Genomic DNA, 12,970 nt, shown 5'->3' with positions numbered 1-12,970 from the left:
ATACATTAAATTTGACCAGCGGGTCTACCTGAAAAATAAATTTCCATTAAAGCCAGGAGCTATTTCGGCGCAATAGATGTGTCATCACCACCCGCAGCCACATGGGAAAGTATTTCATTTATTTCCGCTGCATCGAGGGTTTCTTTTTCCAAAAGAGCCCCAGCCAATGCATCTAATTTTTTGCGATTTTTTGTCAGCAACTGATCTACTTTCATCTCAATACCGCTGATCAAAGCAATAATTTCGTCATCAATAATCTCTGAGGTGTGTTCGCTGAAGTCCTTCTGCTGGGCCATCTCGCGCCCCAGGAATATATGCTCCTCTCCCCGGCGGAAAGCAACGGGGCCTAATTTTTCACTCATCCCCCAGTGCGTCACCATGTGACGGGCCAGTCGTGTCGACTGCTTTAAATCTGCCTCTGCACCAGTGCTCACCTCCTTGAATACCACCCGCTCAGCGACCCTCCCCCCAAGCATTACGCCAATACGATCACGGAGATAACTGACCTGCATACTGTGATGCTCTTCGGTGGGAATCTGCTCGGTAGCGCCGAGACTGTGCCCTCTGGGAATAATAGTCGCCTTCTCCAAGGGGTCTGCATTCGGCAATAGCGTTGCTACCAGCGCATGTCCCGCTTCGTGGTAGGCGATAATCCGCTTGTCCTCTTCACTGATAACCATTTCGCGCTCGCCACCGAGAACCACTTTATCCCTCGCCCTCAATAAACAATCCATATCCACCGCAGACTTATCTTCTCGCCCCGCCAACAGCGCGGCCTCATTTATCAGATTTTCCAGATCTGCGCCAGCAAAACCTGCAGTCAGAGCCGCGAGCCGCTCCAGATCCACCTTGCCGTGCAATGGGACATCGCGGGAATGAATCTCAAGAATTTCCTTGCGTGCGGCCTTGTCTGGAAGGTCCAGAGTAATTTTTCGGTCAAAGCGCCCCGGTCTTAGCAGTGCCGCATCGAGAACGTCGGGCCTGTTGGTTGCCGCAACCACCACCACCGCTTCCTGGGGATCAAAGCCATCCATCTCACCAAGGATCTGATTGAGCGTCTGCTCCCGCTCATCGTGTCCGCCACCAACGCCCGTCCCCCTCGCCCGACCGACGGAGTCAATCTCATCGATAAAAATAATTGAAGGGGCATCTTTCTTAGCTTCTGCAAACATATCCCGCACACGGGAAGCACCCACCCCTACAAACATCTCAATAAACTCAGAGCCACTAATACTGAAAAATGGCGCTTCACTCTCACCGGCCAGCGCTTTCGCCATCAGGGTTTTGCCCGTACCGGGAGGCCCCATCAGTAAAATGCCCCGGGGTATCTTCGCTCCGAGCTTGCGATAGTGCTCCGGGTTCTTAAGGTACCCCGCCACTTCTTGCAGATCCTTTTTCGCATTAGCCAGCCCAGCCACATCATCGAAAGTCACTTGGGACTCGCTGCGCTCAAACCGCTTTGCTGGTGATCGAGCAAAGCCGAAGGGACTGCCGGGAGCCCCACTGGCCATCTTTTCCTGCATTCGCCGCCCCATCCAAACCAGGAGCCCAATAATCAGTATCCAGGGCAGAAGCAGAATCAACATTCGCTGCATAAAGCCCCCTCCCGGGGACTCTGCCAGGATTTCCACCTTCTCCTTTTCCAGAAGGGGTAGCAGCTCGGGGTCTTGAACGGAAGGTAAAATGGTTGTGAAGTGCTCCGGCGGTGGAGCCTTTTTTTCTTTCTCGCCAGTGTTTGACGCCGGCAGCTTGCCCGCCTCCGTCTTAAAAGTGCCGCTGACTCTATCCCCCTCGATAACCACACTGGCAACTTTGCCTTCGGCGACCTCTTTCTTAAAGTCACTGTAAGCCAGCTCAGTCCGCTTGCCCGAAAGCTGCCCGTTAGTGCAATACTGCACAGTCAGTATTAAAAGGAAGATCCACAGGAAGTACTGGAGCCAATTCAGCGGCCCTTGCGGAACCGGCTTTCCCGATGGCGGTGAAGAAGACTCCCCCTGCGGCAGCTTTCGCTCTTGGTCCTGCTCGTCCGCCATATATTCTCACTATATCTCTGGAGAAGCCTGCCGCCGGAGATAGGCCGGACCTGGCAATGGGCAATGGAAAAGGTGCGAATCATCGGAATCCCGGTAGAGTATTGAGTATAGTTCGCCGCCAATCACGCCGAGGAATTTAATGCCTAGCCGCTAGATAATTGGCGCAATCGGTACTCAAGACAGTATTTTTCAAGGTAAGGCTTGCAAATTGAGGAAAGGCGCGGCAGAATTCGCGCCCTGTCGAGACTGGTTGACCGCTCCCAGAGGGGCCCAGAAACTCGATAACTTGCGGATTTTTAAGGATTTTTTCCAAAAAGAGGTTGACGGCAACGAATCAACTCTCTATAGTTCGCACCCATAACGACGCGCTCGTAGCTCAGCTGGATAGAGTACCTGGCTACGAACCAGGCGGTCGGAGGTTCGAATCCTCCCGAGCGCGCCATACAAAGAAAAGGGCTTACGTCTCACGACGTAAGCCCTTTTTTGTTGTAGAGCAGCTAGTGCCAAACTGCTCTTTGCACAATTAATTCTTCGCGGCCTCGCCCTACTCCAGCAACCCCCCATTCACTTTAAGCAATCACAAACAGCCTCAATGATCCAACAGGGTTAGAAACAACCTCTTTCATTCGTTCCATACAGCGAATAGACATACACACATCAGTCAGCGGGAGCAATTGCACCAACTGTGCAGCCTCCAGATACGTTAACCCAATTTCGTCTCGCTAGGGTCGTGTGCTCGACTAGAGACTTCGACATACAAAAGAGAGTTAGGAGTTAATACTCCTCACTTGGGCCCGATCGCATTTGGAAAAGGATTGAAGCCCCCTTCCACCTTTGCATCCGAGCCTACGCCAAGATAGCAATCGATAGACTGCAATTCATTCATTCCTCAGAAAAGAAAACTCCCACCCACGCAAAGCAACAGCAGGGAAAACAAGCGCTTAAGCAATCGCGGAGATAACTTGTGGGCCAGACGCGCTCCAAAACGGGCGAAGAACATGCTGGTGATGGCGATACCGACCATGGCCGGCAGGTAGATAAAACCAAAACTCCACTGCGGCAGTTCCGGCTGCTGCCAACCAATAACCATAAAACTCAGAGCGCCGACGGCAGCAATCGGCAAACCACAGGCTGAGGAAGTTGCCACTGCTTGCTGCATCGGCACGCTGCGCCAGGTCAGAAAGGGAACCGTCAGTGTGCCACCGCCGATGCCAAAGATGGCAGAGGCCCAGCCTGTTACCCCGCCGGCCGCAGTCAGCCCCAGCTTGCCGGGAACAACGCGACTGGCCCTGGGCTTAAGTTCCAGTCCCATTTGAATGGCAATGGTGATAGCAAATACACCAATAATCTTTTGTAGCATCGGTCCCTGGATAGCTACCGCAGTAAAGGAGCCGAGACTTGCACCGAGAAGAATACCCAGACTCATCCAGGCAAAAGTTGGCCATAGCACCGCGCCTTTGCGCTGATGCTCCAGAACTGAGTTAATCGAAGTAAAGACAATAGTCGCTAGCGAAGTGCCCACAGCCAGGTGGGTCAGCACATGCGGATCGATACCCTGGGCAGTAAAACTGAATACCAGCACAGGCACGATAATGATGCCACCACCAACGCCAAACAAACCGGCCAGCACCCCAGCCACAGCCCCTAGCAGCAGGTAGAATAAAAATTCCATAAATTCCTCTAACTAATTGATACGGGTTTCTTCAGGCAGCAGGCGATGGGGCTGCAAGTCCACAGCCCGTTGCCCACATGTATTACCCGGCTGGGGATACCGCAGTAAGGTTGCGATATTGTCCTTTGAAATACAGCAGTGGCTGCCTAGCAGCAGCTTTTTGTAGGTTTAACGCCTTCACCTCACCAATCACGATCAGGTGATCTCCTGCGACGTGTTCAGCATGAATTTCACAATCAAGCCAGTGTAGGCTGCCGGCGATAATGGGATTCCCCAGCGGCGATTCCTGCCATTCGACTTCGCTCCATTTGTCCGCGCCTTGACGAGCAAACTGGTTGGAAATCGTAACCTGATCATCCGACAGGATATTGACCGAAAATCGACCCGCCTGACGAATTTTGGGATAGCTGTACGAACTCGACATAACGCTGAATGACACCAGTGGCGGGTGCGTCGATACGCTATAAAACGACTGGCAGGTGAAGCCTATCGGCTCTCCCTCACAGTGCGATGCGATCACCGTAATACCGGAAGCGTAATGCCCCAGAGCTTCGCGAAAGCGCAACGGTTCTATAGCCGTACTGGAAAGTGACATGGGGACACCTAAATATTGTGAGCAGCTAAACCGAGAGCTCTCTTCGGACAATTTCTGCACCTGCACTTAATGCATTGAGCTTACCGTTCGCAACTTGACGGGATAGCGGCGCCATACCACAGTTCGTACAGGGAAAGAGATCCTTAGCATCCACATACTTAAGTGCTTTTCGCAAGGTATCGGCGACTTCCTCCGGTGTTTCAATCGTGTTGCTTGCCACATCAATAGCGCCCACCATCACTTTTTTACCACGAATAAGCTCAAGGAGATCCATTGGAACATGGGAGTTGTGGCACTCGAGCGAAATCAGATCGATATTGGAGTTTTGCAGCTTTGGAAAAGCTTCTTCATATTGTCTCCACTCTGAACCCAGAGTTTTCTTCCAGTCTGTATTGGCTTTGATACCGTAGCCATAGCAAATATGTACGGCAGTTTGGCACTTCAGCCCCTCAATGGCTTTTTCTAAAGTGGCAATCCCCCAGTCATTCACCTCATCAAAAAACACATTAAATGCGGGCTCATCAAATTGAATAATATCAACACCAGCAGCCTCTAACTCACGCGCTTCCTGATTGAGAATTTTGGCAAATTCCCAAGCGAGCTTTTCGCGGCTTTTGTAGTGGCTATCGTAGAGAGTATCAATCATTGTCATGGGGCCAGGTAATGCCCACTTGATAGCTTGACTGGTTTGCTGGCGTAAGAACCTGGCATCTTGAACAAATACTGGTTGTTGCCTAGATACTTCGCCAACAACTGTCGGCACGCTCGCATCATAGCGATTGCGGATTTTAACGGTTTCCCGCTTCTCGAAGTCAACGCCGTTGAGGTGCTCAATAAATGTAGTCACAAAATGTTGGCGGGTTTGCTCCCCGTCACTAACGATATCGATACCGGCTTGTTGTTGCTCTTGTAATGTCAGGCGCAAGGCATCCTGCTTACCCTCTTGTAATTGATCGCCCTGTAATTTCCAGGGAGACCAAAGTTTTTCGGACTCTGCGAGCCAGGATGGTTTAGGCAAGCTTCCAGCGCTTGAAGTTGGCAATAGGCGATTCATGAAAAATAATCTTATCTATATTTGTTAATTAAAGCGCGTAATTAGCGGCCCACTGATCAAGGATACTTCTGTATGGCTTGATAAATTGTTCTTCAGTAAATTTCCCTTGCTTTATAGCCAGCTGGCTACGCTCTTCCCGGTCATAAACAATTTTAGTGAGTGAATAATCCTGATGCTTCAAGCTGGGCTGATAGCAGGTCCCCGCTACAGAATTTGCATTGTATATTTCAGGCCGATATATTTTTTGGAAGGTCTCCATCGTGCTGATAGTACCGATAAGCTCAAGATTCGTATAATCACCAAGCAAATCACCTTGGAAGTAAAAAGCCAAAGGGGCAACACTATCCGGCGGCATAAAATAGCGAACCTGCAAACCCATTTTCTCGAAATACTCATCAGTTAAAGAGTATTCGTCCTGCCGATACTCGACACCGAGTACGGGGTGCTGATTTTCAGTTCGATGATAAGTTTTACTGCTCGATACACTCAGACAAATAACAGGGGGCTTGCTGAAATTATCCTTGTAGGCATTTGAATTCAGGAACGATTGAAAAATTTTCCCGTGAAGATCGCCATAGCCTTCAGGAAGGCTAAACTTGTCTTGCTTCTTGTTATGCTCCAACAACAACACGCTAAAATCATAATCCCGCACATATGAAGAAAAGTTGTTTCCTACTATGCCCTCAATCCGTTGATTGTTTTTATGATCAACAATATTCGTCTTCAATACTTCAATGGTAGGAAAGGCTTCTCCGTTGCCTTCAATATCAATATCAACGGAAATAATATCCAGCTCTACAGAGTAACGATCTGCACTAGGGTTGTCCCAATGCGCCAGGGCATTGAAACGACGATCAATCATTCTCAAGGTGTTGAGCAAGTTATCCCGACGGCTCTCCCCTCTCGCCAAGTTCGCAAAATTGGTGGTGATCCGCGTGCTATCCGCTGGACGATAGTTTTCATCAAAACGTAAGCTCTTGATGGTGAATGCAAACTCTTTATTCATTGCGGCCTGGTATCCTGATTCCTAAGGCAAAAACTGAGTTCTTTGCTTGGTGATTGACATTGCCAGTCAGGATAAGCCTCTTTATAAATGAACAAAAATGGTATATTTTCAACCATCCATTAATTTTACTCATGGTTTGCTCGGGTAAAGCTATGCTAGAGCGCACGCACTTAACAATAATCCAGGCCGTAGACCATCACGGATCGCTAACCGCAGCGGCCAAGCACCTTTGCCTAACCCAGTCGGCGCTGAGCCACACGGTACGCAAACTGGAACAGAACCTCGGGGCCCCTATCTGGTTACGTGAGGGCCGCAGCTTGCGCTTGACCCAGGCTGGTGAATATCTACTTGGATTGGCCAATCGAGTCCTGCCACAACTGGAACATGCTGAGAGCAAGCTAAAGCAAATGGCTCAAGGTGAGCGCGGTACCCTGCGTATCGGTATGGAATGCCACCCCTGCTATCAGTGGTTACTAAAAGTAGTGTCGCCATTTCTGGAAGATTGGCCGGATGTGGATGTGGATGTTAAGCAGAAATTTCAGTTCGGAGGTCTCGGCGCTTTACTGGGTTACGAAATCGACCTGCTAGTTACCCCTGACCCTTTCTATAAAGCCGGACTGCGCTTCGATCCCGTATTTGACTACGAACAGGTGCTGGTCGTCCCTCGAGATCACCCAATGGCAAAGCGGAAGTACCTGACAGCAGAAGACCTACGGGATCAGGTGTTGTTAACTTACCCCGTGCCGCCGGACCGCCTGGATATCTATACCCAGTTTCTCAACCCTTCGGGCGTGGTGCCACTGCGCCACAAGACCAGTGAAACTACCGATATCATGCTTCAAATGGTGGCCAGCGGCCGCGGGGTCGCAGCCTTGCCGCGCTGGCTTGCAGAGGAGTACTCTACCAAGCTGGCACTATCGGTGGTGCGCCTCGGGCGACAAGGTATTGCCAAACAGATTTTCTTAGGAACCCGTGAAGACGACAGCGAAGTTGAATACCTGAGCGCTTTTATCAAACTGGCCAGAGGTTATGAGCACTCAGAAACTAAAGCCTAATGCTGGTGAGATTTACCGTTTACTCAGGTAGCAGTTTGAACAGTCACCATAGAGTGAAAAATATTTACGAAGTACGGACCTTTCCACTACCCGCAAACACGCCCGCACAGAAAAACTTGCCAACCCTAAGTAATCCATTTGCGTTTTTCACTGCTAAACGGCACGCCCAGGTAGTGACAAATACAGCGAGTTACGCCACTGAAATTTAATAAACAATAAATTTCAATTTGCTGGCAACGGGCCAGGCAATTGGAGGTTCGAACTTTCCCGGGCAATCCACATAAGAAGGCCTTATATCACAGGAAATAGTCTCTTCTATTTTTCTGGAGCCCTATCCAAGCCCGAATGGAGCCAGTTCAAAACGGTTTAAGATTGAACTGGAAAGGGGTTTTCAAATAAAGCTCGCTTTTCTTCCAATCTTTCCCGCAGGAATTCTTTTAACTTATTTGCTCTCACCATATGCCGTGAGTCAGTGCGACTTAATAACCACAAAGCCCAAGAGGAGGGAGTTTGACGTAGGGGAAGCTGAATCACCGAAGGGTGCCCTATCGCATTGACAAACCAGCAGGGCATTCGAGCCACCCCAAATCCATTCTTTACCGCCAGAAACATGGCATGCAGGTCATCCACTCTTAATCCCGCACTGCACTTGGGAAGATCATCACACCACCTTGGCAACTGCTCTTCCGCCGACCAAAGTACTGCTTTAACTTCGTTGCTGATGGCCAGTGAACGATGAGCGTAAACTCCCATTTCCAGCTGGGCAAACTGAATACCAGTAAGAAGGTCAGGTGGCTCAGGCGTAAATCTTAGAGCGACGTCTGCCTCGATATTTGCCAGGTCCTTCAAGCTACTGGAAGCCAAAACCCTCAGGGATATGTCTGGATGATCAGCCTGGAACTGGCACAGATCCTCTAGCAGTAACTGGTTGAGTAAATCATGGGGTAACGTAAGAACAAGGGGACCTGCCATGCGGCTATCCGCCCCACTGATCCGCTCTTCCAGCATTAAGTTTTGAACCTCCAATTTCTCGGCTATCGGCAAAATTGCCTCTGCCGCCTCTGTAAGGGCATAGCCCCTCGGCGTGCGATGAAATAAAAGCACACCATGAGACTGCTCCAGAGATTGAATACGCCGGGAAACCGTAGCGTGATTAACATCTAACACCTTGGCAGCCGCAGACACCGTGCCATTACGCGCAAGTGCAAGGAAGTAGCGGATGTCATCCCAATTAGTCATTTTGCCTCTTCTCTCGTCCACTCTTTCTTATTTCTGTGCATATTTGCACAAAGGCTGTTAAGAATCGATTATTTATTATCAGACTTGAGCTGGATAACCTCTGCGCTGTACCAAATACAACACGGCGAGGAGACTCCCATGCCCGACCTGTTTACCCCTTTATCCTTGGGTGATTACACCCTTAAAAACCGAGTAGTCATGGCTCCACTGAGCCGCAGCCGCGCCAACAGTAATGGCGTCCCCCAACCCATATCTGCTCAGTATTATCGGCAGAGAGCGAGTGCGGGGCTGATCATCGCTGAGGCTACAGCAACATCCCCAACTGGACGCGGCTGGATCAACGGGCCCGGTATCTACACTCGAGAACAAATAGCAGGCTGGCAGCAAATCAGTGAAGAAGTCCACAGAGATGAAGGAGTTATCTTTGTACAGCTATGGCATATGGGTGCCGCTGTGCACCCAGATTTTCTTGGCGGGAACAAACCGGTTTCAGCCTCACAGATTACCCTTGAAGGCACACTTCCGACCCCCATTGGGCGCGACCGCCCTTTCAAGCAAGCGCGTTCCCTCAGCAAAACAGAAATTCGAAAAATAATTGCTGAATTTGCCCAGGCAGCAAAGAACGCCATTGCTGCAGGGCTCGACGGCATCGAACTACATGCCGCAAACAGCTTCCTGATCGATCAATTCACGCGAGATGGCAGCAATCTGCGTACTGATGAATACGGTGGATCTATCGACAAACGCCTACGGTTTCTTAGCGAAGTTACTGACGCTGTTTGCGATGCTATCGGAAGTGGCAAGGTCGGTATTCGGCTATCTCCGAGCAATGAGATCTGGCAAGTGAAAGACAGCCAGTACCGGGACACCTACGCGCGAGCAGTAGAGCTACTTAATCCTCTCGACCTAGCCTATCTGCACTTACTCGAACCTCGTCCTGACTCAGGTCATGATATTCAAACTATCGATTACCAAACCCCAAATCTACGTCAGATATATAACGGCATTCTAATTTCAAACGGCGGTCACAGTGCCGCCTCAGCCAAGCAAATGATTCTCAATGATGGCTCTGATGCTGTTTCTTTCGGAAAACCCTTTATCGCCAACCCGGATCTGGTTGAGCGATTTCGCCATGGCTGGCCAATCAACACCGGGAACAGATCCACTTACTACACCAATGGCCCTGAAGGCTATATCGACTATCCCACATTCACTGCGGAAGCCTCCTCACCAGTATAAACCGCAAGAAAAAAGAAATTCACATTAGGAGTTTTACTATGTTCCAGAAAAAAAATGCCCTTATAGTTACCGGTGCAAGTCGTGGGCTGGGAGTGGATATCGCTGCAGAGGCTTACCGACAAGGCTTCCCCGTTGCCCTATTGGCCCGCAATTCACAGGACCTTCAGAAAGTTTCCGAGCAATTTGACGATCCCTCAAGAGTGCTAGCTTTGCAAGTTGATATCACTAACCCCAAAGCCACAAAGGAAGCAGTCGCAGCTATTCGCAGCAAATTCGGTGGCATCTCTGCACTGGTAAATAATGCCGGAACCTGGACAGGTGGAGATACAGTAACCAATATCAGCGAGCAGGACTTCGACCGATCGATTACCCTAAATTTTAAAACCGCTTTCCATATCACCCAAGAAGTTCTCTCGGTATGGAAGCTGGATGGACAGCCACCCTTAGCCATTATGAATATTGGCGCTTCAGCCTCGGTAGATAGCTTTGCTCATGTTTTCTCCTTCGCTGCTGCCAAGGGAGCTCTGCGAATGATGTCCCAGTCCCTGGCTGCAGAACTTGGGGCAAAGGGAGTACATGTATCTCACTTATTAATTGAAGGTATCCTTGATAATACTCGAAGTCGTAATTTTCCGGGGAATGAAGACCTGGGAAATGAGTACTTTATCGATCAAGCGCCCTTATCCAGACAAATCCTTCATGTACTTCAGCAGGAGAAAACCTGCTGGACCTTTGAGTGGAATGTAAAGCCAAGCGTGGCAACCTGACACTGAACTCTTCAAGTAAAAAAGAGCCGAGGGAAACTCGGCTCTCCTAATGCAGTACAGTCTTATCGATAATCAGTAACAAGGGGTCATTTACAAATATCCTGCTTCTGCACCACATCGTATTTCTGCAATAGGGCTTTGTAGCGGCCGCTGCTGCACAGCTCTGCCAGCCCGCGATTAAAGTCATCTCGCACTTTTTCATCGCGGAAACCGACTCGAAAGTCTGTCATCATTGGAAATATCTGAAATAGGTCAACCTGAGCCATGGTATGACCCATTTTATTGCTGTAGTACTTAAACAGCTCCATATCTACTACAGCGACCACATCTGGCATTTTCCAGAATTGGGCAACCAGGTCACGCGCTGTTGGCGCCTGCATAACATTCTGTTTCTGGGTGCCGTTGGGCCCAAACATTTTTTCAAATTCGGGCCCAAGATCCATGGGAGCGCCCTGCCAAGTGATCACTTTCTTACCCGCGAGATCTGCAATACTGCCAATCTTCATTTCTGCGCTGGCTTTAGCAATAGCGTAATTGGCGAAGCTGATCATATTGTTCGAGTAAAATAGGCCATCATTCTTCTTAAGTACATTCACCGCTGCCTGAACCATACCCTGCTCAAGTGCCGGGGCCGTCTCCGCAAACCCCATCTGTACGAACTCCAACTTATAGCCAGGGAGAGCTTGCCGAACGATATCTATTTCCAAACCACTGGTCGCACCGTCAATCACATAGGGCGGTGCATCCCCTGCGATCGCTACTTTTAATGGGGTTTCACCGGACTGGGCCAGCACCTGGGTGCAGACTCCAAACATCAAGACAAATAAGGCCAATAGCGAACGCATAAGCTTCTCCACAGTGACAGGAAAATCACCCAGACGCTCTAAGTGTTGGCAGACATCCCCCATTTATCAAGCTTCGCTTTCGGATAACTGTATCCATCCGAAACCTTGAATTCGGCAGTAAACTCCCCATTCTAAAATCAGGCAAATAGTAATTTGTCGCAACTGGGGCATACCGGGTAAAACAGTGATACATGAGATTGCCGATATTCTGATTGAGAATGAAACAAAGCTGCATCAGTTCGAGATGCGCAAAGACCCTGAAGTCATTAGCAAGCTACTGAGCTCTGATTTTATAGAGGTAGGGAAATCCGGGCGGACCTTTGATTTCAAGGCAATAGTGCGATCAATGCAACAGGAGGAAAATACGGGCTGGGAAATTCACAGCCAAAACTATGAATGCATTCCTCTCTCTGACACAGTCATTATGCTGTTGTATAAATCTGCACGGCAAGGCCAGCAAGGGGAGTACAAGGGATTTTGTAAACGATCATCTATTTGGGTTAGAAGTAAAGGGCAGTGGCAAATGAAATTTCACCAGGGGACTCCCTGCCAAGAATTTAAGCTGGAAGATAATATCTCACGCAAACAACCGGCGTTTAAGCTGTGAGCGCTTTTATCGCAATTATCCTGCTGGCCCTAGCAATATGGCTGGTTCCCCACTTCTACCAGCAGTGGCGCATTTTTTACCTGCGCTCAAAACCCTTAACGCGGGAACAGCTACAACTCATTAGGGAAAATCTTCCTCTCTATCACTACCTTAACTCCAATCAACAGCAGGAGTTATGCAGTAATATCGCCCTATTTCTCCACGGCAAAGAGTTTGTCGGTTGCGAGGGACTCCAAGTCAATGAACGCATGAAGGTGGCCATCGCTGCCCATGCCTGCCTACTTCTATTGGGCCGCAAGAATGAATGCTACCCCAACCTTTACAGCCTGTTGCTCTACCCGGACACCTATGTCGCTCACGAAACCCGTCGGGAAGGCTATATAGAAACAGCCAGGCACAGTGCCCGTGAAGGGGAGGCACATTATCGTGGACCCGTAGTCCTCTCCTGGGGTGACCTGGAGAAAGATTTACAATCGCCTGAACGGGGCCACAATGTCGCCCTGCACGAGTTCGCCCACAAAGTCGATGAAGAGGATGGTTACTTTGATGGCCGCCCTCTATTTGAAAGCAGTGATGAAGGGTCCACCTGGGCTGAGGTTATGAGCCGGGAATTCCACCGTTTGAGACAAAGAGCTGAATTCGGTGAGTTTCCTGGTGATACACCCTCTGTGCTCGATTTATACGGCGCCCAGTCTCCCGCTGAGTTCTTTGCTGTAGCAACAGAAAGTTTCTATACGATCCCAACGGCTATGCACGCCTTACACCCGGAGCTCTATAAGGAGTTAAGTCATTTCTATCGAATTGATCCCGCCGAACTAATACGCGGAAAAAGTACCGTGGCCTGACAAATACGCTACC

The 12,970-nt window shown here is 49.6% G+C and carries 12 protein-coding genes and 1 tRNA gene; 6 read left to right on the top strand and 7 right to left on the bottom strand.

Annotated elements, in window-relative coordinates:
• Positions 1-59: 59 nt before the first annotated feature.
• Positions 60-2,033, bottom strand: a complete 1,974-nt coding sequence (gene ftsH, locus ACJJI5_RS07740; RefSeq protein ID WP_445355938.1) for an ATP-dependent zinc metalloprotease FtsH — start codon at positions 2,031-2,033, stop codon at positions 60-62.
• 365 nt (positions 2,034-2,398) lie between these two features.
• Between ftsH and ACJJI5_RS07735 the strand changes: the two genes are divergently transcribed.
• Positions 2,399-2,475, top strand: a tRNA-Arg gene (locus tag ACJJI5_RS07735).
• 447 nt (positions 2,476-2,922) lie between these two features.
• Here ACJJI5_RS07735 and ACJJI5_RS07730 read toward each other — a convergent pair.
• From ACJJI5_RS07730 to ACJJI5_RS07715, 4 genes are all read right to left on the bottom strand, one after another.
• Positions 2,923-3,705 (bottom strand): sulfite exporter TauE/SafE family protein, encoded by a 783-nt coding sequence (locus ACJJI5_RS07730; protein ID WP_445355937.1) that lies wholly within the window; start codon positions 3,703-3,705, stop codon positions 2,923-2,925.
• An 82-nt stretch (positions 3,706-3,787) separates the two neighbouring features.
• Entirely contained in the window at positions 3,788-4,300 is a 513-nt protein-coding gene (locus ACJJI5_RS07725; RefSeq protein WP_445355936.1) for a flavin reductase family protein, read from the bottom strand.
• A gap of 25 nt (positions 4,301-4,325) precedes the next feature.
• Positions 4,326-5,354 (bottom strand): methionine synthase, encoded by a 1,029-nt coding sequence (locus tag ACJJI5_RS07720; protein ID WP_445355935.1) that lies wholly within the window; start codon positions 5,352-5,354, stop codon positions 4,326-4,328.
• Between the two features lie 28 nt (positions 5,355-5,382).
• Positions 5,383-6,360 (bottom strand): DUF1852 domain-containing protein, encoded by a 978-nt coding sequence (locus tag ACJJI5_RS07715; protein ID WP_445355934.1) that lies wholly within the window; start codon positions 6,358-6,360, stop codon positions 5,383-5,385.
• Between the two features lie 152 nt (positions 6,361-6,512).
• Between ACJJI5_RS07715 and ACJJI5_RS07710 the strand changes: the two genes are divergently transcribed.
• Positions 6,513-7,415, top strand: coding sequence for a LysR family transcriptional regulator (locus ACJJI5_RS07710; protein WP_445355933.1), 903 nt, complete (start codon positions 6,513-6,515; stop codon positions 7,413-7,415).
• Positions 7,416-7,781: 366 nt separating this feature from the next.
• Here the strand turns inward: ACJJI5_RS07710 and ACJJI5_RS07705 are convergent, their stop codons facing one another.
• Complete coding sequence (locus tag ACJJI5_RS07705; protein WP_445355932.1) at positions 7,782-8,654, bottom strand: LysR family transcriptional regulator; 873 nt, start codon at positions 8,652-8,654, stop codon at positions 7,782-7,784.
• Positions 8,655-8,792: 138 nt separating this feature from the next.
• Here ACJJI5_RS07705 and ACJJI5_RS07700 point away from each other — a divergent pair, with 138 nt between their 5' ends.
• Together ACJJI5_RS07700 and ACJJI5_RS07695 are read left to right on the top strand one after the other, a co-directional pair.
• Positions 8,793-9,893, top strand: coding sequence for an alkene reductase (locus ACJJI5_RS07700; RefSeq protein WP_444917846.1), 1,101 nt, complete (start codon positions 8,793-8,795; stop codon positions 9,891-9,893).
• Positions 9,894-9,931: 38 nt separating this feature from the next.
• The gene (locus ACJJI5_RS07695) at positions 9,932-10,660 is read left to right on the top strand and encodes an SDR family oxidoreductase (protein WP_445355931.1); all 729 of its coding nucleotides are present in this window, start codon (positions 9,932-9,934) and stop codon (positions 10,658-10,660) included.
• Positions 10,661-10,746: 86 nt separating this feature from the next.
• Here the strand turns inward: ACJJI5_RS07695 and ACJJI5_RS07690 are convergent, their stop codons facing one another.
• Positions 10,747-11,505, bottom strand: a complete 759-nt coding sequence (locus tag ACJJI5_RS07690) for a substrate-binding periplasmic protein (protein WP_445355930.1) — start codon at positions 11,503-11,505, stop codon at positions 10,747-10,749.
• Between the two features lie 184 nt (positions 11,506-11,689).
• Here ACJJI5_RS07690 and ACJJI5_RS07685 point away from each other — a divergent pair, with 184 nt between their 5' ends.
• Positions 11,690-12,112 (top strand): nuclear transport factor 2 family protein, encoded by a 423-nt coding sequence (locus ACJJI5_RS07685; RefSeq protein ID WP_445355929.1) that lies wholly within the window; start codon positions 11,690-11,692, stop codon positions 12,110-12,112.
• Positions 12,109-12,957 carry a M90 family metallopeptidase gene (locus ACJJI5_RS07680; protein WP_445355928.1) on the top strand — a complete coding sequence of 283 codons (849 nt, stop codon included), beginning with the start codon at positions 12,109-12,111 and terminating at the stop codon, positions 12,955-12,957. The genes ACJJI5_RS07685 and ACJJI5_RS07680 overlap by 4 nt, the downstream gene beginning before the upstream one ends.
• Positions 12,958-12,970: the final 13 nt, after the last annotated feature.

The organism is Microbulbifer maximicatervae (SeqCode) (assembly GCF_052467955.1).
This window is presented reverse-complemented; position numbering and strand designations above follow the sequence as displayed.

Excerpts from the sequence above, each read along its gene's own strand:
- ftsH (WP_445355938.1), bottom strand. The coding sequence starts at position 2,033 with ATGGCGGACGAGCAGGACCAAGAGCGAAAGCTGCCGCAGGGGGAGTCT.
- ACJJI5_RS07730 (WP_445355937.1), bottom strand. The coding sequence starts at position 3,705 with ATGGAATTTTTATTCTACCTGCTGCTAGGGGCTGTGGCTGGGGTGCTG.
- ACJJI5_RS07725 (WP_445355936.1), bottom strand. The coding sequence starts at position 4,300 with ATGTCACTTTCCAGTACGGCTATAGAACCGTTGCGCTTTCGCGAAGCT.
- ACJJI5_RS07720 (WP_445355935.1), bottom strand. The coding sequence starts at position 5,354 with ATGAATCGCCTATTGCCAACTTCAAGCGCTGGAAGCTTGCCTAAACCA.
- ACJJI5_RS07715 (WP_445355934.1), bottom strand. The coding sequence starts at position 6,360 with ATGAATAAAGAGTTTGCATTCACCATCAAGAGCTTACGTTTTGATGAA.
- ACJJI5_RS07710 (WP_445355933.1), top strand. The coding sequence starts at position 6,513 with ATGCTAGAGCGCACGCACTTAACAATAATCCAGGCCGTAGACCATCAC.
- ACJJI5_RS07705 (WP_445355932.1), bottom strand. The coding sequence starts at position 8,654 with ATGACTAATTGGGATGACATCCGCTACTTCCTTGCACTTGCGCGTAAT.
- ACJJI5_RS07700 (WP_444917846.1), top strand. The coding sequence starts at position 8,793 with ATGCCCGACCTGTTTACCCCTTTATCCTTGGGTGATTACACCCTTAAA.
- ACJJI5_RS07695 (WP_445355931.1), top strand. The coding sequence starts at position 9,932 with ATGTTCCAGAAAAAAAATGCCCTTATAGTTACCGGTGCAAGTCGTGGG.
- ACJJI5_RS07690 (WP_445355930.1), bottom strand. The coding sequence starts at position 11,505 with ATGCGTTCGCTATTGGCCTTATTTGTCTTGATGTTTGGAGTCTGCACC.